The organism is uncultured Microscilla sp., assembly GCF_947493425.1.
Classification (GTDB): Bacteria; Bacteroidota; Bacteroidia; order Cytophagales; family Microscillaceae; genus Microscilla.
The window spans coordinates 1-17,321 of record NZ_CANLRP010000176.1; the positions used below are offsets into that span (position 1 = coordinate 1).

Here is a 17,321-nt window from a genome sequence, read left to right on the forward strand (position 1 = left end):
CCGTGTGATGGGAGACTATCACGCACGGTTCTGTGAGAGGTTCGGGGTGAAAATCCCCTTACCTACTCGACTTTACAAGGCTTAATAAGGTAAACATATACTCGAGTCAGCTATGGACTACGGACTAAATACTATGGACTATTGTTATTTTTTTAAATAAAACACAAACTCTCCGCCTTCATCCCCTACGTTTTTCAAGGGGTGCCCAATGGGGGTTTGGCTGGCATTGTTCGACACTGCCACTTTTACGTACTGGATTAATTCACTGATGGGAAATCGTTTTTTCTGATTTTGGCTGAGGTACTTCAAAAAGTAAGTAGCAAAAGGACTACTTTCGCCTATGGTACCGTCTGACACCAGCTCTAAACGCCCCGAAGCAAAGCCCCAACGCGAGCGATACTTTTCCACATTTTCTATATAACCACGTTTGCCTTGTGTAAACAACGACCCCGAAAAGCAAGCGTCTGCCACCAAAAATATATGCTTGGCTTTGATCGCCTTGATGTACTTAAGCAGGGTAGAGTTGGCCAGGTACTGAGTTTCTTCACCTTTTTGGGCGTTAAATGGAATCCAAAACCCTTCTTTAATGGCTGCATTGTAGTAACCATGCCCTGAGTAGTACAGCAACAAATTGTCTTGACTGGTAAGCTTTTCCCGCAAACTTGACAACTGCTTCAAAATATTTTTGTTAGTAGCTTGTTCGTCATACACCTCTATAGTATTTGCTTTGGTAAAGCCGTAACGTTTCTGAAGTATTTTTGCTACTTTGCGGGCGTCAGTAGTAGCATTTACGAGGGGTTTCCATGACTGGTATTTGTTGATACCCACCACCAGCAAATAGTTTTTGCCCGAAGCCCCCACGTCAAAGTCCAGGTCATCACTTTCAAACTTGGTTTTTGCCACTTTTTTAGTGTCTCCTTTTTTGCCTTGGGTATTATTTTTAGTCACTTGCTTCGCTGGCACTTTGCCCGAAGTGGCAATGATAAGGCGTTTATCTTTTCCTCCTGATACAATCAGATCTTTGTTTGCATCAAGTGCAAAAACATTGCTGCCGTGTAAGTCGTAGGTGTCTTCTTCTTCGCCGTGCTCAAACTTGCCATTTTTCCAGGCATACACCCTTATTTGTTTATTGCAAGCCAACAAGTGTTTGCCTTTAGGAGTAAACCTTAAATCTCTGATTTCTCCACCATACACTCTTATACTATCATTGTAAACAAACTGCTTGCGTTTGTCAAGGCGAAGGCTATATAGCTTAGTGCGGGTGCCAAACGCCAGGTATTTGCCATCGGGGTGAAAAGCCACCCCACGAGTCCAGGATCTTTGGGCAATGAGTTGAAAAAAAGAAAACTTTTTTTTGTGCCTTTTATACACCAACACATTTGCCATAGTACCTAACAGGGCAAAATATTGTCCGTTGGGACTAAATGCGATAGAACGAAAATTCTGAAAACGTTTGTGTTGGTAAGGAAAAGACTGCAATAGTTCAAATTGATTGCCTTTCCATTGCCACACCTTAATAATGCCTGTGCTGCTTTGTCGGGCTTTACCTGCCGTGATCAAAAACTTGCCATCAGGACTGTATTGCACTATAGCAGCACCACCGGTTTTTAGTTTTTGGATGATCTTCTTTTGGGCAATATCCAATACACCTGCATCACGAAAAGACTGATACTTACTAAATACTAAGTGTTTTTCATTAGGGGCAAAACACAAATCCATTCCGTAGTTTGCCGGATTGTTCTGATAGCTCCATATTTTTTCAAAACTTTGATCCCTTAGTTCTACCCTGTTTTGGTTAGTAGCTACCGCCAGATAGGTATTTTTAGCCGAAAGGCGTGTGTCAAGGATAAAACCCTTGTAACCCTCTATGGTATGAAACGGCTTGAAGGGAAATGTTTGTGCCTGAATGTTTGCCATTGTGATTAAAAGACAAACCAATGTTTTTATAAGTTTTGCCATGAGCAAGGTAATTGTTTTAGGAATGGTGAAAAAGTTAGTCGACTCTAAACTGCTGATCGCTCCAGTTTATCAGGGAATGTTATTTTTACCCATTCCTTATTGAATAAAATGATTTGTGGTATTGAGCATAGCTGGATACTTGATATACAAATATACTATTCTAAACTATCGGAGGGTGGCTCAAGTGAAGCTTATTTTTATTCTGTTTTTTAGATTTAATTTTAAACAAGCCCTAAAGCCAAAACAAACACCCTCCCTCTGATAGGAAGATGTTTGTGTTATTATCAATTTAAACGTCAATTAATCCCGTACTTTTCTGTAAAGCTCCTTTTTTTTATTTCGGATGTTGCCATTAAAGTAAAGTCCTACTGATTTGGCGTTTTGCATATTCTTAAATTCTTGTTCCGACACATTGGCATATTCATAGATGCCTCCCCGACAAAATACTATTTCCAGTACTTGACTAAACGGGTCATAAGCAGTAGAAGTAATCAACGAAGACTCAGTGTGGTTTCTCTTAAACTTTGCCATATATGTATAACTATTTAGTGTTCTTTTATATATACGTTATTGGTCGGTTTATGTTGGGGTTTTTGGGATTTATTTTACTATTTAGATTGCTGATTTTCAGTAGGTTGATAAGTGTTTTTTTCATTATTACATTCTTTTTTTTAGCTGTTTTTTTGTCTCATATAATGAGGTTTTTTTATGATTATTTTGTGATGATTAAGCTAAGCAAACCACTTTTTCCACCAGTGCTGAAATACCAGTAAACCCCAAACCCTGGCGTGGGTATCCTCAGGGTTGCCAGATAACAGCTTTTGTTTAATTTTTTGCACTTCTTCTACTTTAAAAATGGCTTGCTTTTCTACAAACTCATCCGAAAGCAAGTCTTTCATCACCATGTCGTGTAAGTCGTGGCGTAGCCATTTGAGCAAAGGCACTTCAAAACCTTTTTTGGGACGTTGGTAGAGTTCTTTGGGCAACACATTCCGAAAAGTGTCTTGCACTATTTTTTTGCGATAACTGGCGTCAATTTTATATTTTGCCGGAAGGCTAAACCCAAAGTTGACCACTTCATGGTCTAAGAAAGGTACCCTCACCTCTAGCCCGTTCGCCATAGACATGAGGTCTACTTTGGTGAGCATGTCACTAGGCAATACCAATTGCATATCGGTGAGCAATAGTTCGTTAAAATCTTCTACCCCATTGTGCTGCAGGTGTTGCAAAATGTCTTGTTTGCGTTCGTCATAGACCTCTTGGACAGCTTTTGCCCGAATTTTTTCGTTAAACAAATCATCTACCTCGTCTTCTTGAGCAAAAGTAGCCCAACTCCAGTAGCGATCTTTTACTGATAATTTGGCTCCTTCAGCAAACCTTGCCAATTGACGTATTTTATTGCCTATTTTGCTGCTGCGCGACTTTGGTAAGGCGTTCCAAACGCCCGATAGTGACTTGACCAAACCTACTTTCCAACTATTTTGCCTGAGGCGGTATTCAGCCGCGTGTTTATTGTAGCCCGAAAACAACTCGTCGGCTCCATCGCCCGAAAGCGCCACCGTTACATGGGCTTTGGTGCGTTGGCTTAGTATATATACAGCAATCGCCGACGAATCGGCAAAAGGCTCATCAATGTAGTTCAAAATTTCATAGATATGGTCGAGCATGTCTTGGTTCGACACGGAAAAAACGGTATGTTCTGCCCCTATTTTTTTAGCTACCAACTGAGCGTAATTGGTTTCGTCAAAGAAAGGTTCGTCTTTATAGCCAATAGAGAAAGTATGCAGTTTGTCGGTATGACGCGCAGCTAGGGTGGCTATGACCGAAGAGTCGATACCGCCACTCAGAAACGACCCCAGCGGTACATCAGACACCAGTCTTTGCTGCACCGAACGTTCAAGAATTTGGGCAAATTCGCTTTGGGCTTCTTCATAGCTTTTTGTCCCACTGTTGGCTTTGCCTTGATAGGGAATTTGGTAAAAAGCCTCCTCTGTTTGGTTTTCGCGCCCCTCTACAATAAGGTAATGTCCGGCAGGTAGTTTGCGTACTTTTTTGAGCATCGTGTAAGGCTGGGGAATGTAGTTGAGTTGCAAGTATTGCTTAAGACTTACATAGTCTATCTCTTTCTCGATGCCAAAGCGAATCAAGGCTTTCATTTCTGAACCAAAAATCAATTTATCTTCATCCTGGTAAATCAACAAAGGCTTGATACCCAAGCGGTCACGGGCGAGTAGCATTTTTTTGCTTTGTTCGTCGTAAATGGCAAAGGCAAAAAAACCATTGAATTGTTGCAGGCACTTTACCCCTTGGTGGATGTATGCTTTGAGAACCACCTCAGTATCAGACTCAGTGCTGAACTCAACGCCTTGATTTTGAAGGTTTTGCCGAATTTCACGGTAATTATAAATTTCCCCGTTAAACACTATAGTATACCTTTCGGTAGAGTCGGTCATGGGTTGATTTGCCGCAGGGTTGGGGTCTATGATGGATAGCCGGGTATGTCCCAGGTTGATTCGTTCGTGTAATGATGTATTGAGAAAATCAGGACCACGTCGGTTAAGCTGCAGGGTAGCCTGCTGTAAATTAATACTAAAAAAGCGCCCTAATTCATTAAATGCATAAATCCCGGTAATACCACACATCAGTTTTTGTATTTAGTGAATGTAATGTAATTGGTAAAATTACATATTTTAAGCAAAAACCAAAGCATTCCAAATGACATCACAAATAACTACAGAACCTTTTGTTAATAAAAACCTAAAAGCGCTTGATACTGAACCACCCATTACTCTGTAGCGTTTTGTAAAAAGTTTGTGAAAGGAACAGTAAGCTTTATGCGACAAGCAACAGGCTATACCTGACAAGCAACAGTCAATAAGCGATTAGTAGCAAGTCACCGAATGATTGGCTACCTACATCGAAAAGTTTAAACTCACTCACTTATTTTACCTTATTTATGAAAAAAACTATTCTAATTTTATTCGTGATGCTCACTGTAGCAGCCACTGGAGTTTTTGCCCAAACCAAATGGAAAGTAACCAAAGCAGATGTCAAATTTAAAATAAGAAACGCCGGAATCAATGTATCGGGTTCTTTTGAAGGCTTTAAGGGCAAAATAATTTTTAGCCCCGACAATTTGGCAGGTAGCCGCCTGATTGGGATAATTCAAACTGCTACCATCAATACTGGTATCAAGGGGCGTGACCGTCATTTACGCAAAGAAGATTTTTTTCATGCGATTAAGTACCCGGTAATTAAAATGAAATCAACCAAAATAGCCAAAGAAGGCAGCAAATATGTAGCTTACTTTGACCTGACTATCAAAGGAGTGACCAAAAAAGTGAAGGTTCCTTTTACTTATACCAAAAGTGGAAATTCGGGAACTTTTAACGCTTACTTTGAGATTAACCGTCGTGATTTTGGGGTAGGAGGAAAGAGCTTGATTATGAGCAAGACTGCAAAAATTACTTTGAATATTACTGCTGCAGCTGCTTAATATAAAATATGAGTAAAAATACTTAACTTTTAGAGAAGCGTTTTTATAAAGTTGGTAGGGGTTTTGTGCGGTCAAGTCTAGTGTGATTTATATAATTACCAAAACTTGACAAAAATGCAGCAAAACTTACTACCTTTTTATAAAAAAATAGCCTTGACCAGCGTTTATATAATGTTCGCTTTGGCAATGCTGTCTTGTGGAAGCAAGGAAAAAAGCAACAACTATACCACCAATACCTCTACTACTACCCATAACTCTACCGCCACCAATACGCCTCCTCCTGCTCCTATAGAAATAAAGCTTGGTGATAAAACCTTTGGGGTACTCAGTTCGTGGAATGAAACTGAAACCGCCATTAGTCTGGGAAACAAAGCAATTACCGGAAGGTTGAGCAAAAACGACAAAACCAAGTATTATGACCCCGCTGGCGATGTAATTGCCGAAATAAAATACAAGGAGACTAGTTTTAAACTTCGCAAACCCGATGGCACTTTGCTATGGAAAGTGAAAATAAAAGATAACAAGATAAAGATCAGCGACAATGCCGAAAATGAGTACCCTTATGAGGTGAAAAAGAAAGAAGGTACTTACAAGATAAAACGCCATAATGATGAATTAGGCAAGGTAACTTTTGATGGTAACAATATAAAAGTAAAAACCTCGGAAGGAACTTTTAAAATGGTGAGCAACAGCGATTCTTATGCTTTTGGTGTATTGGCGATCAAAGAAATTCCGGCCGAACATCGATTGATTATCATGGCTGAGTTGCTGAAAGGCAAAAAATAATTTGTTCTTAAGGGAGCAAACAAGAAATAACGAACCCATTTTGTAGCTGCTCTTTTGCCCCGATGCTTTGTTACTTTTAGCCTTTGGCAGAGCTCGGCACAGCAAGGCTGTAGCCTCGGTTTGCAGCCTTAGCTCTGCTATGACTTTAAAAAGTGCCGCGTCTCAGAATAAAATAGCTTGCAAAGAAAGGGTATCCTATTTTTTAATTGCTCCCCAAAGGTAAATTTGTGGCAGTGGTTAATGCTTACATTGCCCGAATTTTTATATTTGACTAGCTTATACACAAACATTTGAAATTTATATATAACGAACTAAACCTCAGAAAAATATGAAATTGTATTACGCCAACGGTAGTGGCTTGGGTCATTTGACCAGGACCTTAGCAGTGATACATACGCTTCAACTCAATCAAGAACCTATACTGTTATTTACTGCTTCAGATCATACCGATTGCCTGCGTTTGCCCAAAAATGTAGAAATTGTAAAAATACCTGCATACTTTGCCAACAATCAACGATCGTATCAGAACTGGCTTTGTGAGCAGATAGAGTTTCATCAAATATCAGAAGTGTACATTGATGCTTTTCCTTGCGGTATTGTGGGCGAGTGGAACAACTTTCCTGATTATATCAAGGTTGACTTTTATCATATTGGGCGGGTGCTCAACTGGCAAAACTATGAAAGGCTTGAGATTAATCGTCCTCCATCATTTAAAGCTACTTATTTGCTCGAAAACGTAGACCCCAAACATAAACGTTTTTTGCAAATACACTCACAAGAGTTGATTACCCTTGATTTGAGCTATCCACCAGCAGCACTCAATCGCAAAGAGCGTGAATTGGTGAACACCATATTTAGCATTAGTGATAAGCCCATCTGGTTGATTGTACACTCTGAACCCCAAGAAGAAGTAAAGCAACTATGTGCGTATGCTATAGAAATAAGCCAGATAGAAAATGTACAGCCTTACTTTGTTATCATTAGTCAAACCAAGCCTTTTAGATCTATTACCAGTAATATACTCTGGATGAACCTATACCCGGCTTTCCCTATGTTTGATAAAGCCGACCGTATATTTTCTGCCTGTGGGTTTAATGTGATGCAACAAACTGAGATGTATAAAGAAAAACACATGTTTTTACCATTCCAACGACATTACGACAATCAGTTTTTGCGGGCAAAGAAACGTAACTTTGAACAAAAACGACGCAAGTCTATTGAACCCCCAGAGTAAAAAAGCCCTGTTCAAAATTGTTGAACAAGGCTTTTTTTGTACAAATTGTGATAAATACCCTCATCATCATGGGACACTGCATTACTGCTATTGTGCTTAAAGGAGACTATGACCAAGCCCTTGCCGAAACCTTCGATTTGTATGGTATACCGTTGGGCTTCAACTTACACTTGTTTTTTATTGATCATTACTATAGCGCCTATTGGCAGGCAAAACTAGAAGCTACCAAATTGCTTGACTTTGCAAAAGGAACAGATCGCCTGATTTATCCTAATGAATTTGCTCTAGTTGAACTGTTACAAATGATTGCTCATTCCCGCTTTGTAACGTTTGCGGTGATAGTTACTGATTATTTTGGAGGTGTGGGTGATCAGTTTGCCCAAGTATATCAAAACACTGTTTTAGTATCCCCCCATTTCGATACCATCAGCAAAGCGTTAGAGTGGCTGGGAGTGGTACCCACCAAGGACTTAGATGCCTTTGATACAGTGGGCTTGTCTAAATACCGCACAAACCCTGATTATTTGGACAAATATGACGACTTGGCAGATGAGTTAGGAGTCTAACGTTTTTTTACTCTTAAGCCAGTCTTGAAATATCCGTGATTTTACCTCTGACATTTCATCCCTTTATTTTTTCATTTCATCCCTGTTATTCTCCACTTCCTCTTCAGACATAACAGCTGTATTGACATATTGCGTAAATTTGAATAAATAAAAAAAACAAAATATTCTCTAATAGATTTAGTTAGTAATGTGGAAATACCTTTTGTAGAGGTATGAGTTTTATTTAACATAATAAAAAGTTATAAAAAATGATACATTACATTCTAACTCTATGGCTTAGTTTGGGAATGATGAACTATCCTAACAGCGAACTTTCAGTAAGTGTAAAAGGCATTCAAACGGTCAAAGGAAAAATATATATGGCGGTTTATAATCGTGCCGAAGGCTTTTTGGAAGTAGAGACTGCCATAGCTACTCAAATTACCCCTGTTACCGGAAAGCAAGTGGTGATTCGTTTCCGCAATCTAAAACCTGGCTATTATGCTATAGCTACTTACCATGATAAGAACAGCGATGGCAAAATGAACAAAAACCTGGTAGGGGTTCCTACCGAATATTATGGATTTTCGCGTGATGCCCGCGCCCGTTTTCGAGCTCCCTCATTTGAGGCTGCCCGGTTTTATTACAAAGGAGGCAACGCTACTACAGTAATTCACCTTAAATAATTGCCCCACCTAAGCGGGGTGGTGAATCGTAGGTTGGCTATAACAAATGTATTATACTGGAATAACCATAAAAAACGATGAAAACACCTCGCTTACTTTTACTCATTGCAGGTTTGTTGTGTATACAAACCGCAGTGTGGGCACAAACCCAAACCGTTAGGGGAAGGGTACTCGACAAACAATCTAAGTCTCCACTGGCAAGTGCTACAGTAGCTATTTTAGATATCAAACCTTTGTTGGGAACAGTTACTGATGCTGACGGGTATTTTATCCTTGAAAACGTACCTTTGGGTAGACACAATGTGTGGGTGTCTTACTTGGGTTACAAGGAGCAATCCATACCCAATGTAGTGGTAAATGCGGGCAAGCAGACCATACTTAACCTGGCCCTGGAAGAGGCAATTACCTCTACTGATGAAATTGTAATTACTGCCGAAAAAGACAAAACCCGCACTAATAATGAAATGGCGTTGTTGAGTGCCAGGGGATTTACCATAGAAGAAACTTCACGATATGCAGGTAGCCGAAATGACCCCTCGCGGATGGCACAAAACTTTGCGGGGGTAAGTGGTGCCAACGACAGCCGCAACGACATCATTATCCGAGGCAACTCGCCTACTGGTTTGTTGTGGCGCTTAGATGGCATAGACATTCCCAACCCCAGTCACTTTGGTGCATTGGGCACCACAGGTGGTCCGGTGAGCATGCTCAACTACAACACTTTGTCTAACTCTGACTTCTTGACTGGAGCGTTTCCTGCCGAATATGGCAATGGCATATCGGGGGTGTTTGACTTACAGATGCGCACCGGAAACAATGCCAAACGAGAGTACATGGCACAGTTGGGATTCAACGGGTTAGAGTTAGGAGCAGAAGGTCCTTTCTCAAAAAAATCAAAAGCTACTTATCTCGTCAATTATCGTTACTCTACCCTTGCTGTATTTGATGCGTTGGGCATCAGCTTTGGTACGGGCACCGCCATACCCAATTACCAGGACTTATCTTTTAAGGTTGATGTTCCTACCAAAAATGCAGGTCGCTTTTCGGTGTTTGGAGTAGGAGGATTTAGCAACATTGATTTGCTGGCAAGCGAAGCCGAATTTGATCCCAACGATTTGTTTAGCCAAAGTACAAACGACATTCGCCAAAAAACCAGCATGGGGGTTGTAGGCTTTACCCACCTTTATTTTTTCAACAAAAACACTTATTCGCAACTCAACCTGGCTGTGTCGCGCTCTACCGAGGGCACCAGCATCGATTCTATTTATCGCAACCCCAACACCAATGCGGTTGAAGCAATTATTTATAGAGGAATCCGTGACTTTCGACAGGTAAAATACACTTTGCGTGAACAAATTAATAAGAAAATAAATGCACGTAATAATGTAAATATAGGAGTGATTCTGGACTGGTACCAACTGGCAATGGTAGACAGTTTTAGAGTAGATGGGGGAAACCGCTTTCGCCGACTGAGAGATTTTAACGGAGGCAGTGGTTTGCTGCGTGGGTATGCACAATGGCAGCACCGTTTCAACGATCAACTTACCCTAAATGCAGGAATACATTACCAACAATTTTTGCTCAATAACACCTATGCGATTGAGCCAAGGCTGGGGCTTAAGTATAGCTTTACGCCTACCCAATCTGTCAGCATTGGTGCCGGGCTACATAGCCAATTGCAACCCTTGCAGGTATATTTTCGCCAAGAAGATGGCACAGGTATTCGTACCAATCGAGACCTTGAATTTACCAAAAGCCGCCACTTGGTGCTTGCCTACGACAATTCACTGACTCCTAGCCTCCGCCTGAAAGTAGAAGGATATTACCAACAGTTGGTTGACGTACCAGTAGATGCCGACTATCCTCATTTTTCGTTGGCAAATGCCGGGGCAGGTTTTGGTATTCCTACATTAGACAATATGACCAACGGGGGCACCGGGCAAAACTATGGGATAGAGCTTACCTTGGAGAAGTTTTATAGCAAGGGCTACTACTTCCTGTTTACCGGGTCGCTCTTTGAGTCTAAATACAAAGGCTATGATGGCATAGAGCGTAATACTGCTTTTAATGGCAATTTTGTAACCAATGGTTTACTGGGCAAAGAGTGGAGAGTAGGTAAGCGCAATACATTGGCCATTGACCTGAAAGTAACTTATGCCGGAGGGCGAAGATTTATTCCAATAGACTTGGAAGCATCACGTCAGCAAAACGACGAAGTATTATTATACGACCAGGCATACGAGCAAAAGCTGGACGATTATTTTAGGTTTGATTTTAAGATAGGGTTTAAAATGAACGGCAAACGCATTACCCAAGAGTGGTTCATAGACATTCAGAATGTAACGAATCAACAAAATGTATTTACTCGGTCGTACAACACTACCGCCAACGATATTCAAACTACCTATCAACTAGGGCTGTTTCCACTAGTGCAATGGAGACTCCTATTTTAAACAAGTTTATCAGCAATATACAACAATCAAAGCGTATCAAAATGAAAAAGATCACCTTAAGTTTATGGATGGTATTGTTTACCATCGTTACTATTCAGGCACAAAATCAACCTGCTACTTTGTTTGGCAAAAACAGTGAGATTAAAATCAGCGGATTTGGTGGTCCTTCCATCAGTATGAGCATGCTCGATGGTGCAGGCACGCTCAACATGGGAGGTGGCGGAGGAGTGCTACTCGGTAATTTTTTTATAGGTGGCTATGGTTCTTCTACAGTTACCCCCAATGTAAAGCGTATGGTAAACAATGAAAACCTGCGACTAAAATTGGTGCAGGGAGGCATTTGGACAGGTTATTCTTTTAATCCAAGCCGTGCCATACACATTACTACCAGCCTTAAGGCAGGCTTGGGGGTGTTACGTTTGTATCGGGGCAACAGCAATTTTGCGTTTACCAGCTACTACGATGATGACCACAGCGTGAGGTCTGAATGGGTAGGTACCTTATTGCCTGAGTTGGGCATAGAGCTTAATATGACCCATTTTTTCAGAATAGCCCTAACGGGTGGTTATCAGGTGGGGTTTTATGACAATGCTATAAAAACTGATGCGGGTAACAAAATTAATCTCAACGGGGTAGTAGGGGCGGTTACTTTTAAGTTTGGTTGGTTTAGGTAAGTAGTATATACACATCAGGTAGTAAACGTCAGGCAGCATTGGTGGCTTGGCGTTTTTTTATGAACCATACAAAAGAGATATGCTGGTTTTTCTACTCAGTTACCAAAGGAAAGGTTGGCATACAGGCAAAAAAATTGGTGAGCTAAAACTTAGCTCACCAATTCACCCAATTATATTACACAATGTATATATTTTTATAAATATATTTTATTCTCATTTGATGTTACAAAGGTAGGAGATGTGTCCCGAATAATCTTCTGTTAGTAACTTTTTTTCCGTCTTTATAGCCATTTTTTTTCTGCTTTAGCCACTAGCTCATGAAGTATTGTATTATTCTAATAAGTCGCTTATATATACTTCATTATCAGTATATTTAACTTTTATGGCTTCCCTCTTTTTTCAGCAATTATTTATTTATGATATTACTATTACATAGTATAACCAAATGTTGTTTGGAGTTAAATAAAAATATTGTTTGGAATGAGGGGCTTAAACCTGAGTTTAGTCAAGCACAAAAGGCAAAGTGTTGATTGATTTGGGTAGAAGGCAAAAAAATAGGTGAGCTAAAGTTTAGCTCACCTATTTATCCAATTATATTACACAATGTATATATTTTTAAGCGTATGCTTAAAGTGCTGCGATCAAAGTCAATATTTTAATCAGAGTCAGTACTTTTAAATACACTTTCGATATACTACTATTTTCATTTGCTGTTGCAAAGGTAGGATATTGTTGCAGAATAATATTCGGTTTGTGGGTTTTTATCGTTTTTTTGCCTTATTTTTTTCTTCTGTAGTTACTAGCTAATAAAGTATTGTGTTATTTTGATGATAGAAGTGTATATACTTAAAAATCAGTGTGTTTAAGTTTTTTTGTAAATACCCTTTTGAGGCAATGCTTGATAAACAATGATTTTGTAATGCAGCATAACCAAATGTTATTTGGTAATGATTTGAAATATTATTTGGGATTTGTTTTTTTGAGCTTGTATTTTTATCTAACAAAAATCAGATGAAAGGTTTTGAAAAAAAATGAAGTTTTTGGTTTTTTTGATTAGACACCAAAAGGAAGGTTGGGTGAGTAGTAGCAAAGGTTGGCAGGCGGGCAAAAAAAAATTGGTGAGCTAAAACTTAACTCACCAATTCACCCAATTATATTACACAATGTATATATTTTTATAAATATATTTTATTCTCATTTGATGTTACAAAGGTAGGAGATGTGTCCCGAATAATCTTCTGTGAGCAACTTTTTTTTCGTTTTTCGGGCTATTTTTTTTCTGCTTTAGCCACTAGCTCATGAAGTGTTGTATTATTCTAATATTTGAGTTGTATATACTTAATTATCAGTACATTTAACTTTTATGGATTCCAGTTGTTTTTCGCAATTATTGATTTGATTTATTGCTGCAGTATAATATAACCAAAGCTTATTTGGGTATAGTTCGGAATATTATTTTGAGAAGGTTTTATGGAGGTGTTTTTTGATGGGGCGAAAGCCTAACGAAAGGTTTTGAGTGAAGTAGCGGCTTGGGTGAGTATTAAAACCAAACAAGGGCTCAACAATACGTATTGCTGAGCCCTTGGTGATGTGTACCGATCTTGCGATCAAGTTCTTTGTTCCAGTCTACTTCGATTTAGATGCGTGTATAAACTCTTTGCCGTCGCTGCCTTTAGCAAAGGCTTCATTAGGGCAAGCTGCCAACATATAGCCATTACCTGGTTGAAGCGTGTGGGCTTCAAGCAAGGTGGTGACTAAATGCTCAGGTTTTTTCATAATTTCATCATAAATCTTTTTGGCATTTTTTGCGGCTTCTATAAAGTCCCAATTTTTTATATTTTCTATCATCTGGTTTCCGTAGTCGCTGTTGTTTGAAATCTTATCAAGAAAGTTTTCAATCCAGACGAGAGTATACTCACTTATTTCGCCTTCTTTAGCTTTTTGAGATGGGCTGGTAATTTTGCCTTTGTATCCGATAAACTTCAATGTATCGCCTACTGGATAGAACTCCTTAGACAGTGTGTCTTTGGTCATTACATCGATGATATGCCTCAGCTCTTTTCTGACATTTTTACAGCCAAACTCTTCTTGTGGTATGTCTATCATATCTATTACCACTATTGCTACATTTTTCATTAGTTGTACGATGATATCTAACCACTCTGGAACCTTAGAAGGAAAACCAAATTTTGGCGGTAGCAATGGTACCAAATCTGCTGTATTTTCATAACGCACAGTCACACTGCCTAGAGTAACCTCATTCTGAAGCTTTAGGTCATTATAGTAATTGGCAAAGGACAGGCTTCCTGGCTTGGGGGCAGCAAAAGTAGTGACCCCCTGAATATTATTGTAATACTTGCCTTCGGGTGTTTTTTCCTGGGCTAGTTTGGTAGCCGCAATAAAAGCCAATGCCCCTCCTTGGCTGTGGCCAGTAATATTTATTTTCCTTTTGGCTTCAGGGTCAAAATGCCTCACCCAATGCATGATTCCTTTCCAAATAACATCTAATTCTTTTTTAAAACCATGGTGTACCTCCAGCTCACCTTGAGGAGTTTTCATCTTTACCAAATCACAGTCCAGGTTAGTAAGCCAATCTTTGAGCATTCCACAGTTGCCTTTGCCAGCGGTTCCTCTAAAGCTAAGCGTAAGGTGGCCCCCATAATCGATGTAAATCAGGCAAGCCGACTCAAGTCGGTCTTTTGGTTTCTCCTGTGGTTGGTCATCGTAGGCGTAGCCATATTGGTAAACCCCTGCATAAGAGTATATTTGACTAGCTACCCAATCGTCTTCAGAGGGTTTGTCAAAGCCGCTGGCAGTTACTCTATAGGCAAGGTCTGAAGCGGGTAAAGCCAAACAAGGTGGAGTTAAGTTGTTATTTGTTGACATAGGATTATTTAATTTATAAGGATTAATTGAAATATTCAATGTAGGTGGCTGCCCAAACAAGCGTTGATTAGAACGTTGCTTTTTACTACGGTTTTTATAAATCGCTAAAAATCAACGTTATATAAAAAATGGATTTACCCAGAGAACAGGCTAATCTCTGGAACCCTGTCAGGATGTTTTACTACTTTTTAGTGATTCTTTTCAGGATCGTTTCTTTGCCAAGGCTAATTTTGAGTAGATAAATACCTTTGGGCAAAGAATGGACAGGTATTGTAAAAACTCCAGTACTAAGTTTACCAGTGTGTGTAGCTACAGATCTACCTAACTCATCTAAAATGTAAACTTGTATGTTTGTGTTTACTTTTCCTGTGAACTTTAAGGTGATTCTGTTGGAGCTTGGATTGGGGTAAACGCTCAGCTGGGCTTGGTTGGGTTGATTGGGCAATGCTGTAGGGCTTCCACTTCCGCCACTAACCGTTATTGAAATTTCGTTAGAGGTGGCTGTATTGCTGGTAACACAACTTGCCGAGGTGGTCATTGTAACGCTCACTTTATCGCCATTGCTCAGGTCAGTTTTCTCGAAGGTAGCTGCAGTAGCCCCACTTACATCAGTCCCGTTAACCTTCCATTGGTAGGTAGGGGAGGTACCTCCATTGGTAGGGGCAGCAGTAAAGATTACCTTGGTTCCAGTAGTAATGGTGTTATCAGTATCATCAGAAGTAATGCTTACAGCAGGAGCTTGTGGAGCATTGACTGTAATCAAAATATGGGCAGAGTTTGCCGAACCACAGCCTCCGCCTGAGATAGCTGTACGGCGGTAATAAGCATTTTGAGTGAGGGCAGGTGGCTGGTAGGTGGTTGAGGTAGCCCCTGCTATGTTGCTAAAGTTGGTGCCATCGCCAGAAGATTGCCATTGATAGGTGAAGCTACCGTTTCCGCCCGATGCTGCAGTAGCAGACGTCAGCAAAGCAGGCGTGCCCCCACTACAAATAGTTTGAGCACTCCCTATACTGCCAGCATTCACCGCATTACAGGCGGTGGCTGTTCCAGTAAGTTTAATTGTATAAGGATTTTCATTGGGGTCATCACTATTAATGGTGAGGGTGGCATTACGTGATCCGGCAGCAGTAGGAGTAAAGGTAACCGTAAAAGTTTTGCTGCTACTTTGGGCAATAGGACTGGTAAGGTTGGCTTGACTTATCGAAAAATCTCCAGCATGGGTTCCTCCCAAAGTGGCAAAACTTCCTGTGCTTCCGGTCAGGGTTAAATTGCCTACCCCTTTATTTTCTGCGGTAAATGTAACCGCTCCAGTGTTGCTTCCCACTGTAGTTGACCCAAAGTCATGCGTAGCTCCTACAGCCAGGTTGGCAGTAGTTTTAAGGCTTAAGTCAGGGTAAGACACTTTGCGTATTTTTCCGTTTACAAATTCAGGAATATACATGTCGCCGTTTGCATCAATTGTAAGCCCAAAGGGTAGACTCACCACCGCATCGGTAGCCAATCCGCCGTTGCCGGGGTTATTAGCCCCCCCACCTGCTATAGTATTAATCTTGTTGTCTGAAGCGTTTACCTTTCGTACCACATTACCACTAAACTCGGCAATGTATAAGTTTCCAGAGATATCTATATGAATGCCTGTAGGCTGATTGATGGTAGCACTGCCTGCATCTGCCCCGTTACCACTAGTAGAATTGGTTCCGGTGCCTACAATTGTGTTGATTTTTCCGTCCGAAGCATTGATCTTTCTAATCCGGTGACCGGCAAATTCGGCAAAGTAAATATTTTTGGCGGCATCCAGGTATATTCCCAGTGGTTGGTTTACAGTAGCAGCCGTTGCCAGTCCTCCATCTCCGGTAGTAGAAGCAGTACCATTGCCGGCAATGGTAGATATTTTGCCATCTGTACCATTTACTTTACGTACTTTCCTTCCATTATACTCAGTAAAATAAATATCGCCATTGTCGTTGTCTACGTATACAAAAAAAGGATCAGTTAGTACCGCATCTGTAGCAGCCCCTCCGTCGCCAGGGTTGTTGGCACCTCCTCCTGCCACAGTAGATATTTTACCGTCTGAGGCATTTATTTTACGTATTCTTTTTGAAGTACCTCCTTCGACAAAATAAAGGTCGCCATTTTTTAATAAAAATAACCCCCTGGGTGCATTTACCTGAGCATTACTGGCGAGTGCTCCATCGCCAGTAGAGTTTTGGGTGCCATCGCCAGCCAAAATTACTATTTTCCCATCTGAAGCATTTACTTTCAATATATAGTGTTTGTTGGTTGAAGCTATATATAAGTTACCTGCCTCGTCGGAGACTAGCCCATGTATTGAGCCCAAATCGGCAGACATGGCGGTTATATCGTTGGCGATGGCAGTGGCGCCTGTGCCTCCTCCGGCGATGGTACTTATATTTTGAGCAGATAAGAGGTGAGTTACAAAGCATAGTAAAAGAGCAATGCTCATTGAGTGAGGCACTTTACAGGACATATCTAGTTGTTTATAAGTTCGTAAAAATTAATTTCCTTCAATAGACTTCTTGCGAAAATATTAATATTGGTTAAAAAGTTATCTTTGTAGCATGAAAGCTTCAAAATATGCTGT

12 protein-coding genes are annotated in these 17,321 nt (G+C 40.4%); 7 read left to right on the plus strand and 5 right to left on the minus strand.

The genetic code is table 11. The features are described from left to right. Nucleotides 1-144 precede the first annotated feature (144 nt). From Q0954_RS27835 to asnB, 3 genes are all read right to left on the minus strand, one after another. Entirely contained in the window at nt 145-1,959 is a 1,815-nt protein-coding gene (locus Q0954_RS27835) for a caspase family protein (protein ID WP_299463064.1), read from the minus strand. A 300-nt stretch (nt 1,960-2,259) separates the two neighbouring features. Further along, the gene (locus Q0954_RS27840) at nt 2,260-2,490 is read right to left on the minus strand and encodes a KTSC domain-containing protein (RefSeq protein WP_002704766.1); all 231 of its coding nucleotides are present in this window, start codon (nt 2,488-2,490) and stop codon (nt 2,260-2,262) included. Between the two features lie 200 nt (nt 2,491-2,690). Next, complete coding sequence (asnB, locus tag Q0954_RS27845; protein ID WP_299463069.1) at nt 2,691-4,601, minus strand: asparagine synthase (glutamine-hydrolyzing); 1,911 nt, start codon at nt 4,599-4,601, stop codon at nt 2,691-2,693. A gap of 314 nt (nt 4,602-4,915) precedes the next feature. Here asnB and Q0954_RS27850 point away from each other — a divergent pair, with 314 nt between their 5' ends. The 7 genes from Q0954_RS27850 to Q0954_RS27880 all read left to right on the plus strand — a co-directional run bounded on the left by Q0954_RS27850 (nt 4,916) and on the right by Q0954_RS27880 (nt 11,833). Further along, a complete protein-coding gene (locus tag Q0954_RS27850; RefSeq protein ID WP_299463072.1) occupies nt 4,916-5,455 on the plus strand; it encodes a YceI family protein in 540 nt (179 codons plus the stop codon). A gap of 114 nt (nt 5,456-5,569) precedes the next feature. Then, nucleotides 5,570-6,241, plus strand: a complete 672-nt coding sequence (locus tag Q0954_RS27855; protein ID WP_299463075.1) for a hypothetical protein — start codon at nt 5,570-5,572, stop codon at nt 6,239-6,241. 328 nt (nt 6,242-6,569) lie between these two features. After that, a complete protein-coding gene (locus tag Q0954_RS27860; protein ID WP_299463078.1) occupies nt 6,570-7,475 on the plus strand; it encodes a hypothetical protein in 906 nt (301 codons plus the stop codon). A gap of 68 nt (nt 7,476-7,543) precedes the next feature. Then, nucleotides 7,544-8,041: a hypothetical protein gene (locus Q0954_RS27865; RefSeq protein ID WP_299463081.1), complete on the plus strand. Its 498-nt coding sequence runs from the start codon at nt 7,544-7,546 to the stop codon at nt 8,039-8,041. A 248-nt stretch (nt 8,042-8,289) separates the two neighbouring features. Then, nucleotides 8,290-8,706 carry a DUF2141 domain-containing protein gene (locus Q0954_RS27870; RefSeq protein WP_299463084.1) on the plus strand — a complete coding sequence of 139 codons (417 nt, stop codon included), beginning with the start codon at nt 8,290-8,292 and terminating at the stop codon, nt 8,704-8,706. 77 nt (nt 8,707-8,783) lie between these two features. Then, nucleotides 8,784-11,159, plus strand: coding sequence for a TonB-dependent receptor (locus tag Q0954_RS27875; RefSeq protein WP_299463087.1), 2,376 nt, complete (start codon nt 8,784-8,786; stop codon nt 11,157-11,159). Nucleotides 11,160-11,200: 41 nt separating this feature from the next. Further along, the gene (locus Q0954_RS27880) at nt 11,201-11,833 is read left to right on the plus strand and encodes a hypothetical protein (RefSeq protein WP_299463090.1); all 633 of its coding nucleotides are present in this window, start codon (nt 11,201-11,203) and stop codon (nt 11,831-11,833) included. 1,626 nt (nt 11,834-13,459) lie between these two features. Here the strand turns inward: Q0954_RS27880 and Q0954_RS27885 are convergent. Continuing rightward, nucleotides 13,460-14,719, minus strand: coding sequence for a lipase family protein (locus tag Q0954_RS27885; protein WP_299463093.1), 1,260 nt, complete (start codon nt 14,717-14,719; stop codon nt 13,460-13,462). A gap of 181 nt (nt 14,720-14,900) precedes the next feature. Continuing rightward, nucleotides 14,901-17,183: a choice-of-anchor D domain-containing protein gene (locus Q0954_RS27890; protein WP_299463096.1), complete on the minus strand. Its 2,283-nt coding sequence runs from the start codon at nt 17,181-17,183 to the stop codon at nt 14,901-14,903. Nucleotides 17,184-17,321: the final 138 nt, after the last annotated feature.

Coding starts and splice junctions, on each gene's coding strand:
- Q0954_RS27835 (WP_299463064.1), bottom strand. CDS start 1,959: ATGGCAAAACTTATAAAAACATTGGTTTGTCTTTTAATCACAATGGCA.
- Q0954_RS27840 (WP_002704766.1), bottom strand. CDS start 2,490: ATGGCAAAGTTTAAGAGAAACCACACTGAGTCTTCGTTGATTACTTCT.
- asnB (WP_299463069.1), bottom strand. CDS start 4,601: ATGTGTGGTATTACCGGGATTTATGCATTTAATGAATTAGGGCGCTTT.
- Q0954_RS27850 (WP_299463072.1), top strand. CDS start 4,916: ATGAAAAAAACTATTCTAATTTTATTCGTGATGCTCACTGTAGCAGCC.
- Q0954_RS27855 (WP_299463075.1), top strand. CDS start 5,570: ATGCAGCAAAACTTACTACCTTTTTATAAAAAAATAGCCTTGACCAGC.
- Q0954_RS27860 (WP_299463078.1), top strand. CDS start 6,570: ATGAAATTGTATTACGCCAACGGTAGTGGCTTGGGTCATTTGACCAGG.
- Q0954_RS27865 (WP_299463081.1), top strand. CDS start 7,544: ATGGGACACTGCATTACTGCTATTGTGCTTAAAGGAGACTATGACCAA.
- Q0954_RS27870 (WP_299463084.1), top strand. CDS start 8,290: ATGATACATTACATTCTAACTCTATGGCTTAGTTTGGGAATGATGAAC.
- Q0954_RS27875 (WP_299463087.1), top strand. CDS start 8,784: ATGAAAACACCTCGCTTACTTTTACTCATTGCAGGTTTGTTGTGTATA.
- Q0954_RS27880 (WP_299463090.1), top strand. CDS start 11,201: ATGAAAAAGATCACCTTAAGTTTATGGATGGTATTGTTTACCATCGTT.
- Q0954_RS27885 (WP_299463093.1), bottom strand. CDS start 14,719: ATGTCAACAAATAACAACTTAACTCCACCTTGTTTGGCTTTACCCGCT.
- Q0954_RS27890 (WP_299463096.1), bottom strand. CDS start 17,183: ATGAGCATTGCTCTTTTACTATGCTTTGTAACTCACCTCTTATCTGCT.